Annotated in this window: 21 protein-coding genes; 7 read left to right on the top strand and 14 right to left on the bottom strand. The window is 65.4% G+C overall.

What is annotated here, in order from left to right:
* Nucleotides 1–28: 28 nt before the first annotated feature.
* The 9 genes from F6X40_RS15885 to hyfB all read right to left on the bottom strand — a co-directional run bounded on the left by F6X40_RS15885 (nucleotide 29) and on the right by hyfB (nucleotide 11,381).
* Nucleotides 29–2,242, bottom strand: coding sequence for a xanthine dehydrogenase family protein molybdopterin-binding subunit (locus F6X40_RS15885; protein WP_187628469.1), 2,214 nt, complete (start codon nucleotides 2,240–2,242; stop codon nucleotides 29–31).
* The gene (locus tag F6X40_RS15880; RefSeq protein ID WP_187628468.1) at nucleotides 2,239–3,240 is read right to left on the bottom strand and encodes an FAD binding domain-containing protein; all 1,002 of its coding nucleotides are present in this window, start codon (nucleotides 3,238–3,240) and stop codon (nucleotides 2,239–2,241) included. The genes F6X40_RS15885 and F6X40_RS15880 overlap by 4 nt, the downstream gene beginning before the upstream one ends.
* Entirely contained in the window at nucleotides 3,132–3,974 is an 843-nt protein-coding gene (locus F6X40_RS15875) for a (2Fe-2S)-binding protein (RefSeq protein ID WP_262421465.1), read from the bottom strand. Before F6X40_RS15875 ends, F6X40_RS15880 begins: the two co-directional genes overlap by 109 nt.
* Before the next feature lie 268 nt (nucleotides 3,975–4,242).
* Nucleotides 4,243–4,752: an NADH-quinone oxidoreductase subunit B family protein gene (locus F6X40_RS15870; protein WP_184010575.1), complete on the bottom strand. Its 510-nt coding sequence runs from the start codon at nucleotides 4,750–4,752 to the stop codon at nucleotides 4,243–4,245.
* Entirely contained in the window at nucleotides 4,752–6,311 is a 1,560-nt protein-coding gene (locus F6X40_RS15865) for an NADH-quinone oxidoreductase subunit C (RefSeq protein ID WP_187628467.1), read from the bottom strand. The genes F6X40_RS15870 and F6X40_RS15865 overlap by 1 nt, the downstream gene beginning before the upstream one ends.
* Before the next feature lie 3 nt (nucleotides 6,312–6,314).
* Nucleotides 6,315–7,778: a hydrogenase 4 subunit F gene (locus tag F6X40_RS15860; RefSeq protein ID WP_187628466.1), complete on the bottom strand. Its 1,464-nt coding sequence runs from the start codon at nucleotides 7,776–7,778 to the stop codon at nucleotides 6,315–6,317.
* Nucleotides 7,771–8,430: a formate hydrogenlyase gene (locus F6X40_RS15855; protein ID WP_184010569.1), complete on the bottom strand. Its 660-nt coding sequence runs from the start codon at nucleotides 8,428–8,430 to the stop codon at nucleotides 7,771–7,773. The genes F6X40_RS15860 and F6X40_RS15855 overlap by 8 nt, the downstream gene beginning before the upstream one ends.
* The gene (locus F6X40_RS15850) at nucleotides 8,431–9,381 is read right to left on the bottom strand and encodes a respiratory chain complex I subunit 1 family protein (RefSeq protein WP_187628465.1); all 951 of its coding nucleotides are present in this window, start codon (nucleotides 9,379–9,381) and stop codon (nucleotides 8,431–8,433) included.
* Nucleotides 9,375–11,381 carry a hydrogenase 4 subunit B gene (hyfB, locus tag F6X40_RS15845; protein WP_187628464.1) on the bottom strand — a complete coding sequence of 669 codons (2,007 nt, stop codon included), beginning with the start codon at nucleotides 11,379–11,381 and terminating at the stop codon, nucleotides 9,375–9,377. Before hyfB ends, F6X40_RS15850 begins: the two co-directional genes overlap by 7 nt.
* Nucleotides 11,382–11,631: 250 nt before the next feature.
* Here hyfB and F6X40_RS15840 point away from each other — a divergent pair, with 250 nt between their 5' ends.
* Both F6X40_RS15840 and F6X40_RS15835 read left to right on the top strand, forming a co-directional pair.
* Entirely contained in the window at nucleotides 11,632–12,399 is a 768-nt protein-coding gene (locus tag F6X40_RS15840; protein WP_187628463.1) for a YoaK family protein, read from the top strand.
* An 81-nt stretch (nucleotides 12,400–12,480) separates the two neighbouring features.
* Nucleotides 12,481–12,666: a CopG family transcriptional regulator gene (locus F6X40_RS15835; RefSeq protein ID WP_090809355.1), complete on the top strand. Its 186-nt coding sequence runs from the start codon at nucleotides 12,481–12,483 to the stop codon at nucleotides 12,664–12,666.
* Between the two features lie 25 nt (nucleotides 12,667–12,691).
* Here the strand turns inward: F6X40_RS15835 and F6X40_RS15830 are convergent, their stop codons facing one another.
* Together F6X40_RS15830 and F6X40_RS15825 are read right to left on the bottom strand one after the other, a co-directional pair.
* Nucleotides 12,692–13,540, bottom strand: a complete 849-nt coding sequence (locus tag F6X40_RS15830) for a spermidine synthase (protein ID WP_187628462.1) — start codon at nucleotides 13,538–13,540, stop codon at nucleotides 12,692–12,694.
* An 80-nt stretch (nucleotides 13,541–13,620) separates the two neighbouring features.
* Complete coding sequence (locus F6X40_RS15825) at nucleotides 13,621–13,965, bottom strand: zinc ribbon domain-containing protein YjdM (protein ID WP_187628461.1); 345 nt, start codon at nucleotides 13,963–13,965, stop codon at nucleotides 13,621–13,623.
* Between the two features lie 381 nt (nucleotides 13,966–14,346).
* On the opposite strand from F6X40_RS15825, the gene xth reads away from it, so the two are divergent.
* A complete protein-coding gene (gene xth / locus F6X40_RS15820; protein WP_187628460.1) occupies nucleotides 14,347–15,156 on the top strand; it encodes an exodeoxyribonuclease III in 810 nt (269 codons plus the stop codon).
* Nucleotides 15,157–15,252: 96 nt separating this feature from the next.
* On the opposite strand, the gene F6X40_RS15815 is transcribed toward xth, so the two are convergent.
* On the bottom strand, nucleotides 15,253–15,519 hold the full coding sequence (locus F6X40_RS15815) for a CsbD family protein (RefSeq protein ID WP_013091250.1): 267 nt from the start codon (nucleotides 15,517–15,519) through the stop codon (nucleotides 15,253–15,255).
* Nucleotides 15,520–15,700: 181 nt separating this feature from the next.
* A complete protein-coding gene (locus F6X40_RS15810) occupies nucleotides 15,701–16,384 on the bottom strand; it encodes a Pr6Pr family membrane protein (protein ID WP_184072517.1) in 684 nt (227 codons plus the stop codon).
* 307 nt (nucleotides 16,385–16,691) lie between these two features.
* Here F6X40_RS15810 and F6X40_RS15805 point away from each other — a divergent pair, with 307 nt between their 5' ends.
* Complete coding sequence (locus F6X40_RS15805) at nucleotides 16,692–18,104, top strand: DUF2252 domain-containing protein (RefSeq protein ID WP_187628459.1); 1,413 nt, start codon at nucleotides 16,692–16,694, stop codon at nucleotides 18,102–18,104.
* A gap of 35 nt (nucleotides 18,105–18,139) precedes the next feature.
* Here the strand turns inward: F6X40_RS15805 and F6X40_RS15800 are convergent, their stop codons facing one another.
* Complete coding sequence (locus F6X40_RS15800) at nucleotides 18,140–18,973, bottom strand: polysaccharide deacetylase family protein (protein WP_187628458.1); 834 nt, start codon at nucleotides 18,971–18,973, stop codon at nucleotides 18,140–18,142.
* A gap of 273 nt (nucleotides 18,974–19,246) precedes the next feature.
* On the opposite strand from F6X40_RS15800, the gene F6X40_RS15795 reads away from it, so the two are divergent.
* From F6X40_RS15795 to F6X40_RS15785, 3 genes are all read left to right on the top strand, one after another.
* Nucleotides 19,247–20,011 (top strand): SDR family oxidoreductase, encoded by a 765-nt coding sequence (locus F6X40_RS15795; protein WP_187628457.1) that lies wholly within the window; start codon nucleotides 19,247–19,249, stop codon nucleotides 20,009–20,011.
* A 102-nt stretch (nucleotides 20,012–20,113) separates the two neighbouring features.
* Entirely contained in the window at nucleotides 20,114–20,389 is a 276-nt protein-coding gene (locus tag F6X40_RS15790) for an oxidoreductase-like domain-containing protein (protein ID WP_090809369.1), read from the top strand.
* A 41-nt stretch (nucleotides 20,390–20,430) separates the two neighbouring features.
* A complete protein-coding gene (locus F6X40_RS15785) occupies nucleotides 20,431–21,300 on the top strand; it encodes an NAD-dependent protein deacetylase (protein ID WP_184072509.1) in 870 nt (289 codons plus the stop codon).
* The last annotated feature ends 48 nt before the right edge of the window (nucleotides 21,301–21,348 follow it).

Below are 21,348 nucleotides of genomic sequence, written 5' to 3'. Positions count from 1 at the left end.
TCACTCCAATTCCGGCACTGCCGCCGGTTCAGGTCCGCACCACCTTGTCCAGCGTGATCGGCAGATCGCGCACCCGCGCGCCGGTCGCGTTGTACACCGCGTTCGCGATCGCGGCCACCACGGCCGTGATGCCGATCTCGCCGATACCGCGCACGCCGAGCGAGTTGATATAAGGATCGGGCCGGTCGATGAAGGTGATGTCGAGCGTGCCGATATCGGCATTCACCGGCACGTGATACTCGGCGAGGTTCGCGTTCGTGAAGCGTCCGAAGCGCGCATCGAGCGTGCTTTCCTCCTGCAGCGCCGCGCCGATGCCCCATACGATGCCGCCCATCATCTGGCTGCGCGCGGTCTTCTGGTTCAGCACGCGGCCGACGTCGTACACCGCGACCACGCGCGGCACGCGGATCGTGCCGAGCTCGGCATCGACGTGGACCTCGACGAACACCGCGCCGAACGAGTGGAACGAGTACTTCTGCTTCTCGGCGCCGGGCTTCACGGTCGCGCTCGCCTCGATCGGCTTGCCGCCCGCGCGCGCGATGATCGCCGCGGCCGGATCGCGCTTGCCCGGTTGCGAGCGGCTCACGACCCAGCCGCTTGCGACGGTGACGTCATCGAGCGGCAGGCCATGCACGGGCGACGCCGCATCGGCAAGCGCCAGCGCGATCAGCTGGCTGCGCGCCTGGCTCGCCGCGTCGCGCACCGCAGGCGATACGCTCGCCGCCGACTGCGAACCGCCCGAGCCCGGCGCGCGCGGCAGCGACGAATCGCCGAGCGCGAAGTGGATTTGCTCGGGCGCGAAGCCGAGCGCATCGGCGGCGACCTGGGTCATCACCGTATAGGTGCCGGTGCCGATGTCCTGCGTGCCCGATGCGACCACCGCGGTGCCGTCCGGCAGAATCTGCGCAAGCGCCGACGCCTCGCTGCGGTTGGCCGGATAGGTCGCGGTCGCCATACCCATGCCGATCAGCGTGTTGCCGTCGCGTCTCGAACGTGGCGCGTGCGGGCGGCGCGACCAGCCGAACTTCTCGGCGCCGACCTGATAGCACTCGCGCAGCGACTTGCCCGACCACGGCTTGTGCTCCTGCGGATCGCTGTCCGCGTAGTTCTTCAGGCGCAGCGCGAGCGGGTCCATCTTCAGCGCGACGGCGAGTTCGTCCATCGCCGATTCGAGCGCGAACGAGCCGGTGGTTTCTCCGGGTGCGCGCATGAAGGTCGGCGTGCCGACATTGAGTTGCACGAGCCGGTGCGTCGTTATCTGGTTGGGCACCGCGTACAGCATGCGCGTGACCATGCAGCAGGTCTCGGTCCAGTCTTCGATCATCGACGTGTTCGAGATGCTGTCGTGACGCATCGCGCTCAGCGTGCCGTCATGCCGCGCGGCGATCACGAAGTGCTGCTCGGTGCGCGGCCGCGCGCCGACCGGGCCGAACATCTGCGGGCGTTCGAGCGCGAGCCGCACGGGCCGCCCGGTTTGCCGCGCGGCCATCGCGCACAGCGACACGTGCGACCACGACGAGCCCTTGCAGCCGAAGCCGCCGCCGATCAGCGGCGAGATCACGCGCACGTCGGACACAGGGATGGCGAACGTCTTCGCGAGCACCTGCGCGGCGCCGCTCACGCCCTGCGTCGAGTCGTAGACCGTCAGCTGCGGGCCGTCCCATTGCGCCATCGTCGCGTGGGGCTCCATCGGGTTGTGGTGCTCGATCGGCGTCGTATAGGTCGCTTCGATATGCACGTCGCCGCTTTGCATGCCGTCTTCGAAGCTGCCGCGCTGCGTGTCGGTCTGGCGGCCCTGCGGCTTGTCCGGCGCATGCGCGTGCGCCTTCGCCTGCTCGAAGTCGAGCGCCGCGGCGCCCGGCTGATAGGCGATGCGCAGCTGGCGAGCGGCATCGGCCGCATGTTCGAGCGTATCGGCGACGACCACCGCGACCGGCTCGTTGCTGTAGTGCACTTCGTTATCCTGCAGAAGCGACAGATGCCGGCCGGCCGGCGGCGCGAGCGCGGGCCGGCCGCCATTCGGCAGGCGCGGCGCGTTCTGGTAGGTCATCACGAGCAGCACGCCGGGCACGGCCTCGGCGCGGCTCGCATCGATCGACGCGATCGTGCCGGCCGCGATCGTGCTCGTCACGAGCACCGCGTGCGCGAGGCGCGCCCCGGGGAATTCGGCTGCATAACGCGCGTCGCCGGTCACCTTCAGCAGTCCGTCGACGCGATCGAGCGGTTGTCCGATCAGATTCATGCGATACCTCCCGCGTTGCCGGCTGCCTGATTGACCGCACGCACGATCGCGCGCTGCGCGAGCTGCACCTTGAAGGCGTTGTCGTGGCGCGGCTGCGCGCCGCTCAACGCGGCCGCGGCGGCGTTCTTCAGCGTGGCCTGGCTGAGCGGCTGGCCGCTCAGCATCTGCTCGGCCACGTTCGCGCGCCATGGTTTGTGCGCGACGCCGCCGAGCGCGATGCGCGCGCTCTGAACACGCTCGCCGTCCATCTGCAACGCGGCCGCGACCGATACGAGCGCGAACGCGTAGCTGGCGCGGTCACGCACCTTCAGATAGTGCGAATGCGCGCTGAACAGCGGCGGCGGCAGATCGACCGCGGTGATCAGCTCGCCGGGCTGCAAGGTGGTATCGACATCGGGCCGGTCGCCCGGCAGCCGATGGAAATCGGCGAACGCGATCGTGCGCTCGCCGCTGGGGCCGCTCACGCGCACCAGCGCATCGAGCGCGGCCAGCGCGACGCTCATATCCGACGGGTTGACCGCAATGCATTGCGGGCTCGCGCCGAGGATCGCATGCGCGCGGTTATGGCCGTCGAGCGCCGCGCAGCCGCTGCCGGGCAGGCGCTTGTTGCACTGCGTGAACGCGGTGTCGTAGAAGTAGCCGCAGCGGGTGCGTTGCAGCAGATTGCCGCCGACCGTCGCCATGTTGCGCAACTGCGCCGACGCGCCCGCGAGCAGCGCTTGCGACAGCAGCGGGTACTGCTCGCGCACCAGCGCGTGATTGGCCGCGTCGCTGTTGCGCACCAGCGCGCCGATGCGGATGCCGCCGCCGGGCAGCGTCGTCACCGAGTCGAGGCCGCCGATGTGCGTGATATCGATGAGCCGCACCGGCCGCGCGATGCCGCCCTTCATCAGATCGAGCAGATTCGTGCCGCCGCCGATGAATACCGCGCCCGGCTGTTGCGCGGCGCGCACCGCGCTGGCGACGTCGCCGGCACGTTCGTAGGAGATCGCATCCATGTCGGTCTCCGTCTGGCGTTGTCGTGCGCGGCGCGGACCGCGGCGACGATGTTCACGTACGCCCCGCAGCGGCAGATGTTGCCGCTCATGCGTTCGCGGATTTCGTCGTCGGTGAGCGCGGCGGGACGCGCGCGCACGTCGGCGGTCACGGTGCTCGCCGTGCCGTTGCGGAATTCGCTGAGCAGGGCGGTCGCCGAGCACAACTGCCCGGGCGTACAGTAGCCGCACTGGAACGCATCGTGTTCGATGAACGCGGCCTGCACCGGACTCAACGCGCCGTTGCTCGCGAGTCCTTCGACGGTCGTGATGTTCTCGCCTTCGTGCATGACCGCGAGCGTCAGACACGAGTTGATGCGGCGGCCGTCGACGAGCACCGTGCAGGCGCCGCATTGACCGCGGTCGCAGCCTTTCTTCGTGCCCATCAGACCCGCGTATTCGCGCAACGCGTCGAGCAGCGTCACGCGCGGTTCGAGCTGCAGTGTGTACGCGCGGCCGTTGACGGTCAACGTGACGGGGCGCGGCGGCACCACGGGGTTGCCTGGCGGCGCGGGTGAGGCGGGCGCCGGCGCTTGCGTTTGCGCGCGCAGATGCGGCGCCGCACCGATCGTCGCGGCGGCCGCCGCCGATTGCAGGAAGCGACGTCGTGACGGTTGGGAAGGCGTGGTGGTGGGCTCGGCGGTGGACTCCGATGCGGGGGCGTCCCCGCAATGCTGACATTCTGTAGGCGTGGTCATGACGACTGTTGACTCCACTGAAAGGTCAATGCAGGCCGACGACGCGTCGATGTCCAACGCATCGCGTTGAAACAAAACTATTGCGCAGCAATTTGAATGCCGTTGCAGCTAACACGGTATTAAAAACTCGCTGCAAGCGCAAAGCCGATCTGCGCAATAAAGGCAGGCCAATATGCGCAATGACCGCGATGGAGCCCGGCTGGAGCCACGCAAACACGGGCAAAAGTTGCACGTTGCAACGGGGAAAATGCGAAATCGACCTCCGGGCTCAACGCGCCCGGCAGGCTGCGAGGATGCCTCGCAGCAAATCGATCGGCGGCGGCGGACATCCGGGGATCGTTACGTCGACCGGCAAGATCGACGAAACAGGGCCGCACACCGCGTAACTGTCGGCAAAAATGCCGCCCGTGCACGCGCATTCGCCTGCGGCAACGACGAGTTTCGGGGCGGGCGTCGCGTCGTACGCGGCGAGCATGGCCGCTCGCATATTCAGCGTCACCGGCCCGGTCACGAGCAGCAGGTCGGCATGCCGCGGACTCGCGACGAATTTGATTCCAAGTCCTTCGATGTTGTAGTACGGGTTGTTCAGCGCGTGGATCTCCAGTTCGCAACCGTTGCATGAACCCGCGTCGATCTGCCGGATGCACAGCGCCCGCCCGAGCAGATCGAGAATATCCTCGCGAATGCGTCGCTCCTCGTGATGCCACGCGTGTTCTGCCGCCGGTGCGGGTTCGCCGGGAAAATCGGTGCGCGCGAATTGCCGGATCAGTTGCCACATCAGAGATCGTGCCCCGCGTAGTTCAGGTTGAACGACTTGTTGATCAGCGGGAAATCGGGAACGATGTTGCCGATGATCGCGTGCTCGAGCGCCGGCCAGTTCTGCCACGACGGATCGTGACAATGGCATCGGGCGATGACGTCGCCGGGGGCGAGATCGAGGGCGACGAATACGTCCCCCCGCCAACCTTCCACCCAGCCTATGCCTTGCGCGGGCGCCGTTGCAGGCGTCGTGGCGACGACCACCGGACCATCCGGAAGATTGGACAGCAGCGTGCGGATCAGGCGCAGGGATTCATCGATTTCGGCGAAGCGCACCGCGACGCGCGCGGCAACGTCACCGCGCGCATCACTGACCGCCTTGACGGCGATGTCGTCATATGGAGCAGGCCGCAAGTTGGCGCGAACGTCGAAGGTTCGACCGCTGGCGCGGGCGGCCATGCCACGTACGCCAAAATGCTCGACGACAGCGGGGGTCAATCGGCCCGTGCCGAGGAATCGATCCTGCAGCCCGGACTGGTCATCGTAGACTTTGCGCATCACGTGGACCTCGCGTTCGATGCGTTCGCATTGCTCCGCCAGCACCGCCGCGTCGTCGGGGCGAACGTCGATCGATACGCCACCCGGCACGATCCGATCCATCAGGTACCGATGTCCGAATGTACTGGCGTTCATCCGTATCCAGTCCTCCTTGAGCCGCGAGAACTGCGCGAGTCCGAAGCCGAACCCGGCGTCGTTGCCCAGCGCGCCGAGGTCGCCGAGGTGGTTGGCCACGCGCTCGCGTTCCAGCAGAAGCGCTCGCAGATACAGTGCGCGCTTCGACAGTAGCGTGCCGCCGGCTTGCTCGAGCGCCATGCAAAAGGCCCACGAGAACGCGACGGTCGAGTCGCCCGCAATCCTGGCGGCAACCCGATGACCGCGCGATGCAGGAGTACGTTCGAACAGACGCTCGACGCCACGGTGGACATAGCCGAGACGTTCTTCAAGGCGCAACACCTTCTCGCCGACGACCGAGAACCGGAAATGCCCCGGTTCGATGATGCCGGCATGAATCGGCCCGACCGCGATCTCGTGTACGCCATCGCCCGCAACCTGCACGAATGGGTAGTCCGCCTCGCTCGAATCAAAGTCTTCGACACCCGTCGCCTGCCGTTGAAGCGGGAAATAATCTTCGGGCCAGTTGCCGTGATTGAGCCACGGCCGCGTGTCCTGGGCGCCACGCGCCCGCAGGCCGAGCAGATCGAAGATCGCCCGTTGCATGCGAGTCGCGCACGGGAAAACGGTGGCGAAATCGGGATAACTTCCACCGGCATCCTGCTTCCGCCCGATCGCGAGGCGTACCCACAATATGCCGTCATCGCATTCGTACGCGGCATTCACCGAGAAACCGTCTTCGACGGCTTCGCTGCCCCACATTGCAACGAGGCGCCGCTGCTCGGATCTCGCGGTTCGCGCCAGCTCGAGCCACACTGATTCATCGGCGCTCACCACGTGCGCTGGAATCTGGCCCGCACGGTGCGTGAGGCGGGTGGCGGCAATTTGCATCGATTCGAGTCGCATCCGTCACCCCGACAACATCGTTGCGGCCTGGCGATACCACGTCGCCAGGTAGGGTGGCACATAAAGCCCAAGCATCAGCCCCAAACCCAGATGCACGAATACCGGCAGCGGCGCGGGGCGATGCTCGAGCGGTTTGGCCGTCGTCGTTTCACCGAACACCATTTGCTGCACGCGCGCGAAGATCGCCGCGAATGCGACGGCGAGGCCGAGCAGCAACAACGGCGCCGTCCACGGTATCGTGTTCATCGCGGTCGTCAGGATCAGGAATTCGCTTGCAAACACACCGAACGGCGGCAGGCCGAGAATCGCGAGCGCGCCGAGCAGCATGCCCCAGCCGACCGTCGGGCTGACCTGCAGCAGCCCGCGAATGCCTTCGATCGCCTGCGTACCGGCCTTCTGTGTCGCGTGGCCAACCGCAAAGAAGATTGCCGACTTGACGAGGGAATGGACGGTCATATGCAGCAGACCGGCGAACGTCGCGACCGGGCCGCCGAGGCCGAACGCGAACGTCATCAATCCCATATGCTCGATCGACGAATACGAGAACAGCCGCTTGACGTCCTTCTGCCGAAACAGCGAGAACGAGGCGACCAGCACCGACACGAGCCCGAACCCGACCAGCAATCGCCCCGGCAGGCCGTTGCCAAGCGCACCGTCCGCCAGCACCTTGCAGCGCAGTACTGCGTACAGCGCGACGTTCAGCAGCAGCCCGGACAGCACCGCTGAAATCGGTGTCGGGCCTTCGGCGTGCGCGTCCGGCAGCCAGTTGTGCATTGGCACGAGTCCGACTTTCGTGCCGTAGCCGACCAGCAGGAACACGAAGGCGATCGACACGATGGACGGGTCGAGGTGCGTCTTGACGGCGGCAAGGCTCGTCCACAGCAGCGCATCGCCGTCGGTCAGTTGCCGGCTCGCGGCGAGGTACAGCAGGATCGTGCCGAACAATGCCTGCGCGATGCCGACACCGCACAGGATGAAGTACTTCCAGGCGGCTTCGAGGCTCGCGGCGGTCCGATAGACGCTGACGAGCAGCACGGTCGCGAGCGTGGCGCCTTCCATCGCGACCCACAGCACGCCAAGGTTATTGGTCAGCAGCGCGAGCAGCATCGCGAACATGAACAACTGGTACATGCTGTGATAGAGGCGCATGCGCGTCGCCGTCATCCGGCCGCGCGCCTCTTCGACCTGCATGTACGGCCGCGAGAACAGCGACGTCGTCCAGCCGACGAACGCAGTCAGCGCGACGAGGTACACGTTGAAGGGATCGACGAAGAATGCGCGTTCGAACGCGAACGACGGTCCATGCTCGACGGTACGCGCGGCGAGCACGAGCGTCGCCGCGAACGTCACGGCGCTGAAGCCGGCGTTCAGGTTGCGCGCGACATGAGCGGGTCGCACGGCCGCAAGAGAGGCGGCCGCCACGAGCGGAATGCCGAGCACGGCGAGTACGACGTGGGCGTCATTCATCTTTGAGTGTCTCGAGGTGACGGATGTCCAGACTGTCGAACTGCTCGCGAATCTGGAACATGAAGACGCCCAGAATCAGAATCCCGACCAGCACATCGAGTCCGATACCGAGTTCCACGATCATCGGCATGCCATTGGTGGCGGCCGTTGCGGCGAAGAACAGCCCGTTCTCCATCGACAGGAAGCCGATCACCTGGGGAATCGCCTTCGCGCGCGTGATCATCGCCATGAACGACAGCAGCACACACGCAAGCGCGATCCCGAGCGTGCCGCGCGCGGCCGACGTCGCGAGCTGGCTGATCGGCGACGCGACGTTGAACGCGACGATCACGAGCACGATGCCGATCAGCAGCGTCGTCGGAATGTTGATGAGCGGCTCGACGTCGGCCTGGATGTCGAGCTTGCGCACGAGGCGATACAGGAGCCACGGAATCACGCCGACCTTCAGCACGAGCGTCAGTCCGGCCGACACGTACAGATGCGCATCACCGGTCACGAAACCGAGGATCAGGTTGGCCAGAACCAGCGCGACACCCTGTAGCGTATAGAGGTGGATCAGCGACAGGATCCGACGCTGACTCAGCATCGCGAACGACAGCATCAGCAGCACCGCCGCGAGGAAATTGATCAGTTGCGTCGCGTAGGTGTGCATTCATGCTCCCAGTAGCAGGTGAACGAGCATGCCGATCACCGCGAGCAGGAAGGCGGTCGCGAGGAACTCCGGGACCCGGAAAATCCGCATCTTCGCGTTGGCGGTCTCGACCACGGCCAACGCGGCGCCGCCCGCCATCAGCTTGACGAAGAGTGCCGGCACCGCGAGCAGCAGCGCGAGCGGATTACCCGCCGCGGCGATCCCCCACGGCATGAACAGCGCAATGCCGATGCACGAGTAGGCGAACAGTTTGAGGCTGGCCGCCCATTCCATCAGCGCGAGGTGCCGCCCGGAATATTCGAGGATCAGCGCCTCGTGGATCATCGTCAGCTCGAGGTGGGTGGTCGGGTTGTCGACGGGCAGCCGCGCATTCTCGGCGAGCGACACCAGCGTGAACGCTATGCCGGCGAACGCCAGGCTCGGATAGATCGTCAGCTCGCTGTGTCCGAGCGTCGCGACGATGCTCGTGAGCAGGGTCGACTGCGTGATCAGCGAGGCCGACAGCAGCACCATCAGCAAGGCCGGTTCCGCGAGGAAACCGACCAGCATCTCGCGGCGCGCGCCGAGCGTGCCGAACGCCGTGCCGATATCCATCGCCGCGAGCGACAGCGCGACGCGCGCGAACGCAAACAGGCCGACGAGCGCGATCGCATCCGCGGCGGGAGACAGCGGCAATTCGGTCGACAGCGTCGGCACGATTGCACAGGCGAGCGTCATCGCCGCCCACACGACATAGGGTGCGCCACGGAACACCAGACTCGCGCCATAAGCGACGACTGGTTCCTTGTTGAACAGCTTGTGGAGCATCCGGTACGGTTGCCAGATGCTGGGCGCGCGCCGGTTCTGCAGCCACGCGCGGCACTGATTGACCCAACCCGTGAGCAGTGGCGCCGCGGCAAGCGCCAGGACGATCTCGAGGGTTTGCGATAGCACGCCGGATACGGTCACCATCGTCTCACCAGCATCAGGAGCAGGATCAGCACGGCGAAGCTGTAGGTCAGGTACGCGGCAATCTTGCCCGTCTGCAGCCGCCCCGCCCATTCCGCCGCGCATTGCGTGAGTGCCGCGATACGGTCGTAGAGAATCGACCACGTGCGGTCAGCGACCGAGACCCGGTAGGCCGGCTGTGCGTCGAACGGCGTCGGCAGTTGCCGCTCGATGCGCAGCAGCGGCGCGAAGATCTCCCGGATCGGCTGCCCGAAGCCTTCCGCCGTATCCTGCATCCGCGCGGTCGTAAACGGGAAGCCGCAACTCCACGGCGCGGCCCGTCGCAGCCGACCGTGGTAGAAGCGCCGTACCAGCACCCACGCAAGGCCGCAGCAGGCGACGAAAAACAGCATGAACACGACGGGCATGTAACTCGCCCGCGCGGTCGACACCGGCACGAAGATCAACCAGCCATGATTTTCCGCGCCGATCCCGGCACCGACGAGCACGCGCGTGACCCGGTCCAGCACCTTGACGAACTGCGTAGGCATCAGTCCGAGCAGTACACCGGCCGCCGCGAACCAGCAGAACGCGAGCCGTTCCCAGGTATTTGCGTCGTGTGCGCGACTCAGTTTCGCTTCTCTCGGCTGCCCGAGGAAGACGATGCCGTAGAACTTGACCATCGTGTAACCGGCGAGAGCTGCCGTCATCGCGACGAGTGCGGCCGCAATCGGCACCGTCATCGCCAGCACGGAATTCTGCAGACCCGGCGTGAACAGGAAGCTTTGCAGCAGGAGCCACTCCGCGACGAAACCACTCATGGGAGGCAAGCCAGCGCTGGCTGCGACGCCAGTGAGCACGGCCCAGGCGGTCCACGGCATGACACGGATCAGGCCGCCAAGCTTGCCGAGATTGCGCTCCCCAGTGGCGTGCAGCACGGCCCCGGTGCCGAGGAACAGCAGGCTCTTGAAGGCCGCATGCGCGACGATCTGGTAGAGCATCGCGCTCAGCGCAAGCGCGGACAGGGCCGTCATCCCATACGCGCGAAACAGCACCGCGAGCCCGAGCGAGACGATCATCAGGCCGACGTTGTCGATCGACGAATACGCGAGCAGGCGCTTCATATCGACCTGGATCGTACTGAACACCACGCCGAGCAGCGCGGTGCCGATACCCAGCACGAGCAGCAGCACACCCCACCAGGCGAGCTGCACGTGCAGCAGGTCGAACACGGTCCGGATCAGGCCATACAGGCCGACCTTCAGCACGAATCCACTGAGCAGCGCCGATACGGGGGACGGCGCCGCGGGATGGGCGTCCGGCAGCCACACGTGCAACGGGAACACGCCCGCCTTGGCACCGAATCCAACCAGCGCGAACAGGAACGCGAGCGATGCCCACAACGCGTCGGGCGACTGCGCGCGCAGATTGGCAAACGTGTAGTCACCGGTGCGCGCCTGCAGGATGCCGAAGCAAAGCAGCAGCGCGAGCGCGCCGACGTGGGAGATCAGGAAATACAGGTAGGCTGCGCGGCGGATCTCGCCGATCCGATGGTTGGTCATCACGAGGAACGTCGCGGACAGCGTCAGCGTTTCCCAGGCGACCATGAACACATACGCATCGTCGGCGATGAGCACGAGCGCGATGCTCGCGATGCAAACGTGGTATTCGAAGCAGATGAGTCCCGGCGCGGACCCTTCGCCCTTACGGAAATAACCGGCGGAGAAGGCGTCGATCCCCGCGCTGACGACACCAAGCACGAACAGGAAATAGCCGGATAACCCATCGACGCGCAGATGGAACGGCAACCCGGGCAGTCCGATCGGCAGCACCGCGGTGGTCGGTTCGGAAAAGATGCCGGCGAGTCCCGCCGCGCCCAGCAGGAGCCCTCCCAGCGCGCCGAGCGGAAACAGCCCGTGTGCAACGAATCGCGTGCGATGCAGAACTCCGAGACCCAGCGTGCCGGTCGCAAGCCAGGCGGCCACGACCAGCAGGACGAAATGGACGACCGTGAAGGGTGCCATCCGGAATTTCTCCAGTACGCTCGGATTGGGACGAGGAGCATGGAATGAGCTCCGGCTTGCCGGGCTCACTCGAACCGCATTATGACATCAGAAAACCAATCCGGATAACAGGATATGATAATAGCGTTATCATGTGAACCACATGTTCGAGCGAATCGGCGGCCCTGTGCGGAACTCGCCTGCATGCGGTGCGCGAAGCGTCTATCCGCCGCGTCTTTGCTGTTGTTCCGAGCGATTGAGTGAAGATCCTATGCCTGCGCAGTACTTTCGAAGCCTGACGGGAAAACACCGCAGCACGACCGCGAACCGTCAGCTCGGGTTTTCTCTTGCCTTCGTGGCCGGCGCCACCAATGCCGGCGGCTTCCTCGCGGTCAAGCAATACACGTCCCATATGAGCGGCATCGTGTCGGCGATCGCGGACCAGACGGCGCTCGGGGACATCCGGCTCGTGTTGGCTGGCATCGGTTCGCTGGCATCGTTTGTCGTCGGAGCGGGGTGCTCGGCCGTGCTCGTCAACTGGGGGCGCCGCCGCGGCCTGCAAAGCCAGTACGTGCTGCCATTGGCGGTCGAGGCCGCGCTGCTGCTCCTGTTCGGTCTGCTCGGCAGCCACCTCGCGCTACGCGAAGCGTTCTTCGTCCCCGTGACCGTGATCCTGCTGTGCTTCATCATGGGGCTGCAGAATGCGATGATCACCAAGCTGTCGGGCGCGGAGATCCGTACCACACACATGACCGGCATCGTCACGGACCTCGGAATTGAGTTGGGTAAGCTTTTTTACTGGAATCGATCGGCGCTCATTGACGACGCGCACGCGGTCATCGCAAACCGCGCGAAGCTGACGATCCACGGCACGATGCTCGCGTCGTTTTTCGTGGGCGGCCTGATCGGCGCAATCGGTTTCAAGCATGTGGGCTACGTGTCGACCGTGCCGCTCGCCGGCGTGCTCGTCACACTCGCGATCGTGCCCGTCGCCGACGATGTGCTGGCCTATCTCTATCGGTTCGAGCGCAGGCACTGACCTCATAGGAGGCGGGGTGAATCCTCGTCGAAAGCAAATGCATTATAATTTGGTTAGCATATTCGCCGACCCGTCCTCGTAATGGAAACGAAAACCGCACGCCTGACCGTCCTGATCGACCCCGCCAAGAAAGAAGCATTTGAAATGCTCTGCTCGGCGCAAGATCTGACGCCGTCACAAGTCGTCCGCCAACTGATCCGCGAGTATCTCGAGCGTCACGGCGTGACCTACAAGACCAAGAGTCCACTCGCCAAGCGGGGAAAGTGACGCCCAGGTCGGGGCGTGGTGCCGGTCAACCGCCGATTTCCCAGTGCCCTTGCCCTTGCCCTTGCCCTTGCGCATGCCAGATCAGCCGCTTCGGATCGAGGCGCTCTCCCGCTTTCAGGTGGCGAGCAGTGATGGACAGCTTGAGTTCGCCTGCAAAGTCAAACGAGAGGGCGCGCTCGAACAGGACTTGTCTGGGCGGCAAACGACGCCCGCTTTTCCAGGCAAACGCGACGAAGTTGCTGTCGTCGCCGCACCGAACGATCGCATAGGAAACGCCAAATACCGATTTCAGCCGCTCGAGGTGCCGCGGTATGGCCGGATCATCGTCCGTCAAGTTGATGACGAGGACGCCCGTCTCGGTTAAACGCTCGCGACAGGCGGCGAAGAACGCGATGTCCGCACACCGGCTCGCCATCCCTTGCGCAACAAACGCATCAAGCAGGATCACGTCCGTGCGGATGTGATCCTTCGTCAAGTAGTCCGCGCCATCGGCGCAAACCACCTTGAACCGCGCGTCGTCCGCCGGAATCCTGAACACGTCACGCAGCGCGATCACCTCGGGGCTGATCTCGACTGCGTCGATCGTGACCTCTGGCAGATGCCGATAGCAATACTTCGCCAGCGATCCCCCGCCTAGTCCGATCATGCAGATGTGCGTGGGAGCTGGCTGCAGCAGCAGAAATCCCATCATCGCACGTGTATAGCCGAGGGTGAGCTTCTCCGGATTCCTGAGCGACATGAAGCTCTGAGTGGCGAAGTGATCGAAGTGTAGCGACACCGCGTGCTGCGTCTCCAGCACAAACGGTTGCTCATTACTGATCGGCGTGGACATGAATTTGACGAACGCGTCGTACGAGGTTCGATCCTCAGCCATTCTCGGGTAGCCAGACAGTCGATTGAATCATGCACTGCGGACCGCGCTTCCGGGCAGGGCCGCCAACGGGGAACGGCCCGTCAGACCTTCTTCAGAAAGCAGGCCTTGAGCATGAAGCTGCCGGCGTCTGTCTTGCAGTCGATTTCGTGATCGCCACCGACGATCCGGATGCTTTTCACCTTGGTGCCCATCTTCAGCGTGATCGACGAGCCCTTGACGCGCAAATCCTTGATCAGCACGACCGAATCACCGTCCGACAGCACGTTGCCGTTCGCATCCTTGACGACGCTGCCCGCCGGTTCATCGCTCGCGTCGGCGCCAGCGTTCGCCGACCATTCGTGACCGCAGTCCGCGCACACGTACAGCGTGCCGTCAGGGTAAGTGTTTTCCATTGCGCATTGCGGGCATGAAGGGGCAGCGTTCATTGCAGCTTCCATTGAAACGATTTTGAGTCAGTCAGTAAAAAAACAGGCGAGCAACCCGGCAGGCCTGAGCCGGTCGTCGTGCCGGCGGCTCGTGGGTGCACAAAATTATAATGCAATACACATGGTCTTACCGTCTAATTATCATCGGACTTTCAGTCCCATTCATCAGACTTACGGGTAGCTTCGCTGCGGATGTCGACAGGTTCGAACTGGATGGAAAATGTCCGCTTTGCGGGTGATAAATTTGGAACTGGCCAACCGGGCCAAAATGGAGTCGATGCTATGAGCAAAACCGATCGGGGATAACACCCTGATTGCCGCGTGTTCGCGGGCGACCGAGTATCGCGACGTCGCGGAGCAATAGGCGAGGGAGGGATGATCATGGCGAAGCTGCGCATTGCGACGTTCAACATCAACGGTATCCGCTCGCGGCAGGCGGCGCTATTGCACTGGCTCGAGCGCGAGGCGCCGGACGTCGTGTGCCTGCAGGAACTGAAGGCGGTGGATAGCGCATTTCCAGTCGACGCATTGCGCGATGCCGGTTATGGCGCCGTGTGGCAAGGCCAGAGCGCATGGAACGGTGTGGCGATTCTGGCCAAAGGCGACGCACCGCTCGAACGTCGGCGCGGTCTGCCCGGTTTCGAAGACGACACGCATAGCCGTTACATCGAGGCCGCGGTCGGCGGCGTGCTGATCGTGTGTTTGTACCTGCCGAACGGCAATCCGCAGCCCGGCCCCAAGTTCGACTACAAGCTCGCGTGGTTCGATCATCTGATCGCGCATGCGGCGCAGCTCTACCAGAGCGGCCACCCGGTCGTGATCGCTGGGGACTTCAATGTCGTGCCGACCGACGAAGACATCTACAACCCGCGCTCGTGGCTAAAGGACGCGCTGCTGCAGCCGGAGAGCCGCGAGCGTTATCGCAGGCTGCTCGCGCAAGGCTGGACCGATGCGCTGCGCACGCATTTCGGCGACGAACGCGTGTACACGTTCTGGGATTATTTCCGCCGTCATTGGGATACGAATTCGGGGCTGCGCATCGATCATCTGCTGCTGAGCGCCGACCTCGCGCCGCGCCTGCGCGATGCGGGCGTCGACCGTTGGGTGCGCGGCGAACCGCATGCCAGCGACCACGCGCCGACGTGGATCGAACTGGAAATGGGCGCCGGCCGCAAGAAGAAGAGCGGCTAGTGAAGCGGCGGGCGATCCGCTTGCGGCGGATCGCCCGCTTTGGTGCGACTGCTGCGCCCTGTTGATCGGCGCCTATGATCCGGCGCCGTGCCTGCTTCAGTCGTAGTCGCGACCGCCGCGCGACCACAGCGCGCCCATCACGAACCCGGCGAGAGCAACCACGGCCAGCGTCGTGAACGGGTTTTCGGCCGTCGTATCGCGCACGAGGCTCGTCGTATTCGCGCATAACTGCTGCGCCTTGCCGCTCAATTCGCGCGCCTTGCCCGCCACCTGCGCGCTGGTGTCGCCGACGGCATCGCCGACCGCGCTTTGCACCTTGCCCGCGACTTCCTTTACCGCGCCTGCCGCTGAATTCGTATCCATATGCATCGCTCCTGTTGTCATATTTACGTGCGGACCCGCTGCAATTGCAACGCGCTCGCACAAGGGCGCCGCGCAAGCCGTGCCAGTGCGGCGTGAGCCTGCGTCAGTGACGAAAGGCGCGCAAGAAGTGCGCCCGGCGACGGGACGCCATGCATCCGGCCAAACGGGACGTGCTCGAACATCATCGTCGACGCCCGAAATTGATGCCGACGAACACGGCCAGCAGCATCAGAAAACCGCCGAACAGCAGCGCGGCATTGACGAGCACCTGGCGCAGCCCGAGCGTTTCGACGTCGATGAACGGATACGGATAAAAATCGGACAGGCTGCCGCGCCAGAACGTGATGCCGAGATAGGCGAGCGGATAGACGAGCCACAGCGGAGCGTGGCGCAACCGCAGATGAAAACGCGGCACGAACAGCACCCAGTAGAGCGCGGCGAGCATCGGCAGCACGCTGTGCAGCGACTCGTTGAGCAGGCGCCGGTAGGGCGACAGCGGCCACAGTCCGCGCAACAGCAGGTTGTACGCGAGGCCGACGAACACGATGTACGCGACCACCGCGGTCACGACCGTGGGCTGCCGGAAAAAGCGCACGAGCGGCGAGCGATGCTTCCACAGCACGATGCAGGTGAAGCAGAGCGCACTGGCGAGCACCGTCAGATTGGTCAGGTAGCTGCTCATGCGCGCGAGCGCGTCGAACACGGTGAGCCCGCGCGCGAGCGAGCGATCGATCGTGAGGTCGGCTTGCGCGAGGATCGCCATCCACGCGATCAGCGCAATGACCGCCGCCAACGTCAGCGACGACACACTGGGCGTATGCAGCGGCAGCTCGGGCTCGCGCTGCGGAGCGAGGGTAGGGCGCATGCGCTCGATTCTACGCGCGGTGCGCGCGCGGCTGCATGGGCTTTCGCGCCCGCGCGCGCCGGCGTTGGCAAAATACTACGGCGTACTACGCGAGCTACTGGCTGGCTGTCAAGCGGGTTGCAAAGCGGGTTGCAATGCGGGTTGCAAGCTCGCCGCCACGGCTGCAAGCGCCGCGCTCACTGGCGGCGATTCATCGTGTGTTTCGACCCGTTATGATCGCGGCTGCAGCCCTCGATGTTAACGACGCCGTGCGCGGCAAGCAGTCTCTGTCAGCGCCGGCTCAAGACTCGCAAAACGGAGAGAAAGCATGAAAGCCAGCACCATTGCCGAACGGGAAGCGCGCGGCCGCGCCGCGCGCGAGCATTCGAAACGCTCGAGTCACCGGGCGGTCGGCGAGTTGCACCGCGATCCGATCGAGCTGCTGAAACAGAGCAGCGCGGAGCGCGTCGAGAATCTGGTGCCGCTGCGCTATGGGCGCATGGCTGCCTCGCCGTTCTCGTTCTTTCGAGGCAGCGCGATTCTGCAGGCGCACGATCTGAGCAAGGTGCACGACACCGGCCTCACCATGCCGATCTGCGGCGACGGCCATCTGATGAATTTCGGCGGCTTCGCAACGCCCGAGCGGCAACTGGTCTTCGACCTGAGCGACTTCGACGAAGTCTCGATCGGCCCGTTCGAATGGGACCTGAAACGCCTGTGCGCGAGCCTCGTCGTGGCCGCGCGCCAGATGCGCCTGAGCCGCGGCACCGCCGAGAGTCTGGTGATGACCGCGGTCGGCTCGTATCGCGATCGTGTCGCGCAATATGCGCAGTTCGGCGCGCTCGACCTGTGGTACGACCGCATCACGTTCGACCGCATGGCCGAGATCGCACTGACGCCCGAGCGTCGGCGCGCGGTGCGGCGCGGCATGGAGAAGGCCGCGAGCCGCACGCATGAAAGCCTGCTCGAAAAAATGGCCTCGTTCGACGGCAATCGTTGGACCATCCACGATGCGCCGCCCGCGCTGTTTCACGTGCACGGTGCGAACACGCTGTTGACGGCCGAGGAAACCGAAACCTACCGGACCGGCAACGTCGACAAGATGGTCGAGCAAGTGTGGGACGAGTACCGCAAGACGATGTCGCACGATCGGCGCGAACTGCTGGATCAGTTCACGAGGCACGACGTCGTGTTCAAGGCGGTCGGCGTCGGCAGCGTCGGCACGCGTTGTCTGGTCGTGCTGCTCGTCGATCACATGGGCAAGCCGTTGTTCCTGCAATTGAAGCAGGCGCGGCCGTCGGTCATCGCGCAGTTCTACAGGTCGCCGGCGGTCAAGCATCAGGGCGAGCGCGTCGTGCAAGGACAGCGGCTGCTGCAGGCCGCGAGCGACGTCTTCCTCGGCTGGGGGACCGGGCCGCTCGGGCGGCATTTCTATTTCCGCCAGCTGCGCGACATGAAGCTGTCCGCGAATATCGAGCTGTTCGACAGCGATCTGCTCGACGGCTATGCGCGGCTATGCGGCTGGATCATGGCGCGCGCGCATGCGAAGGCGAGCGGCCAGGCGATCGAGATCAGCGCGTACATCGGCCGCGGCGATCAGTTCGGCGAAGCGCTGAGCGGCTACGCGAGCGCCTACGCGGATCAGGTCGAGCGCGACCACGACGTGTTCATCAAAGCGTGCCGCGACGGCAAGCTCGAAGCGCGCACCGACGAGGACATGGCGGCGGATTTCCGTGTGTAGCGCTGCGTGCGCGTGGTGTCACTTCACGCGCACCGTCACGCATCGGCGCGCGCTTCGCGCAGCGTGACGAAACGCAGATGGCGCTCGCGCGCCGCTTCGATCACGCTCGGCAGCACCGCGAGAATCAGCGGCTGGCCTTCGATCGTCAGCGCGGCGTTGCCATCGTGCAGCAACAGGATGTCGCGCGCGGCGAGACCATCGAGCAGCCGCCGCGCAACCACGTGAGGGTCACGCTCGCGCGTATCGTAGCCGCGCCGTGTCCAGGCCGCGAGACGCAGGTCGAGCTTGCGCAGCACCGGCTCCAGGAAGAGGTTGCGCAGGCCGGCGGGCGCGCGGAAAAACATCGGCCGCGCGCCGCTGACGGTTTCGAGCGTGCGTTGCGCGGCGGCGATCTCGCGCGTCAACGCGCGCGGAAACGTGACCGAAAACGTATGCACGTGCACCTGCGAGTGATTTTCGAGCCCATGCCCACGCGCGACGATCTCGCGCGCGAGTTGCGGATAGCGCTCGACCTTCGCGCCGATGCAGAAGAACGTCGCGCGCACGTCGAACGCGTCGAGCAGATCGAGCACTTGCGGCGTGACGACGGGATCGGGACCGTCGTCGATGGTCAGCGCGATTGCATCCGCGTTGCGCGGGTTCGCGGGCAGGCGGGTCCAGTTGGGCCCGAGCAGGGTGGTGCGCGGCAATAGTCCGGCGATCGTGAACAGCGCGTGGTTCGCGACGATCGTGGCGAGCCACCATGGCCACGCGGCCGGTGCGACAGCCACGCCGATCAGCACGATCACGTGCCAGCCGATCGTGCCGTTCAGCAGTGCGGAGTTGCGGCTACGCGGCCAGCGGCGCGGCGGGTTCGGGCATTCATTCATCGAACGTGCTTCCAGTACGCCTTCCTCCGTCCCGGGAAGGCCGTGAATCTTGCGCGATGCGCAACCGCGAACGATACCACTGTTGCGCTCGTCGACGTGCCGCGTTCGGCGGCCACGTATCCGGTGAAAGCGCGCTGAAAGACGTCGGGCGGTTTGCGATCGCCGATTCGCTGTTGTATGGTGCGGGGCGAACAGAGTCGCGCGTGTCGATGGCGATCGGACCGATCGCCGCAACAAGCTCGCGTCGCTACCCAATACGACAGGAGATGCGCAATGTCGGAAACAGGAAACGGAAAAGTGGCGCTGGTGACGGGCGCGGGCAGCGGCATCGGCCGCGCGTGCGCACTGACGCTCGCGCAGCACGGCTATAGCGTGGTGCTCGCCGGCCGCCGCCAGGCCGCGCTCGATGCGGTCGCGCAGGAAGCGCGGGCGCTGCGCGGCGACGCGCTCGCGGTTGCGTGCGACGTGACCGACGCCGACAGCGTCGCCGCGCTTTTCGACACGATCCGCGCGCGCTTCGGCCGGCTCGACCTGCTGTTCAACAACGCGGGACGCAACGGCTCGCCCGTCGATCTCGACGAAGTGAGCATCGACGAATGGCGTTCCATCGTCGATACCAATCTGAACGGCGTGTTCCTGTGCACGCGCGCGGCGTTCGGCGTGATGAAGACGCAGAATCCGCGCGGTGGCCGCATCATCAACAACGGCTCGATCTCCGCGCATGCGCCGCGCCCGAACAGCGCCGCGTACACGGCGACCAAACACGCGATTACCGGACTCACGAAAGCGGTGTCGCTCGACGGCCGCAAATACGACATCGTGTGCGGTCAGATCGACATCGGCAACGCAGGGACCGAGATGGCCGCGCGAATGGCGCGCGGCGTGCCGCAAGCGAACGGCGAGATCGCGGTCGAGCCGCTGATGGACGTGCAGCACGTCGCCGACGCGGTGCTGCATATGGCGAGCCTGCCGCTGTCGGCGAACGTGCAGTTCATGACGATCATGGCGAGCAAGATGCCGTTCGTCGGGCGCGGCTGAGCGGCGCGCAGCACCGGCTCACAACGCCGGGGCGGGGAGCGGGGCGCGCGCGTTCAACTTATACTGGGCGCTCCGCCGTCTTTCCACGCAAAGCAAGCCGCCGTGCCCCGCGCCACGCCCAGCGACGACCCGCCGCCGCAGCCGCCCGTGCGGCCCGATCTCGACGACTGCTGTCATAGCGGTTGCACGCAGTGTGTGTTCGATCTCTACGATGAAGCGCTGGAGCGCTACGAGCTCGCGCTGGCTGCGTGGCACAAGCGGCAGGCGCAGAAGGCGCGGCCAGCACGGCGACCGGACACGCAGGGCGCGAAGTCGAAACCGCAAGCCGACGCGCGTCGCTCGACACCCACGCGCGGCAAACCGAGCCCTCGCCGCTGATTCGCGCACGAATTCGCGCACGATCGTCCACCGTCCCCGTTATGACCGACCTTCAGCTCACGCCGACCGAATCTCTCACCGATCCGCACACGCTCGACGATCTGCATCGCTTCGTGCAGCGTCATCCGCGCCTGTTCGTGCTGACCGGCGCGGGCATCAGCACTGACTCCGGCATCCCCGGCTACCGGGACGACAACGGCGCATGGAAGCGCTCGCCGCCGATCACGCTGCAGGAGTTCCTTGGCACGCCGGCGATGCGTCAGCGCTACTGGGCGCGCAGCATGGTCGGCTGGCCGCTCGTCGCGCGCGCGCAGCCGAATGCCGCGCATGTCGCGCTCGCGCGGCTCGAAGCGGCCGGTCACGTGCCGACGCTGGTCACGCAGAACGTCGACGGCTTGCATCAGCGCGCGGGTAGCCGCGACGTGATCGAGCTGCATGGCGGCATCGACGGCGTCAGTTGTCTCGACTGCGGCATGCAGCACTCGCGCGCGGCGATCCAGCAGACGCTCGAAGCCGACAACCCCGCTCTGCTCGACGTCACGGCCGAAGCCGCCGCCGATGGCGACGCGCATCTCGAGTGGCACGATCTCGGCGGTTTTCGCGTGCCGGCATGCGTGAACTGCGGCGGGTTGCTGAAGCCGTCGGTGGTGTTCTTCGGCGAGAACGTGCCGAAGGCGCGCGTCGAAGCGGCGTCGCATGCGCTCGATGCGGCCGACGCCGTGCTCGTGGCCGGCTCGTCGCTGATGGTGTATTCCGGCTACCGCTTCTGCGTGTGGGCGCAGCGCCAGGGCAAGCCGATCGCGGCGATCAACCTCGGCCGCACGCGCGCCGATCCGCTGCTGTCGCTGAAGGTGGCCGCGCCGTGCGGCGATACCTTGAGCGCGCTCGCCGGTCTGCTGGCTGGCGATTGAGAATGAGTAGATCCCGTGGATCACCGTCAAAACCTGAGGAACACCCAG

The sequence above is a fragment of the Paraburkholderia sp. UCT31 genome, from assembly GCF_014397655.1.
In the GTDB taxonomy this organism is placed as follows: Bacteria; Pseudomonadota; Gammaproteobacteria; order Burkholderiales; family Burkholderiaceae; genus Paraburkholderia; species Paraburkholderia tuberum.
This window is presented reverse-complemented; position numbering and strand designations above follow the sequence as displayed.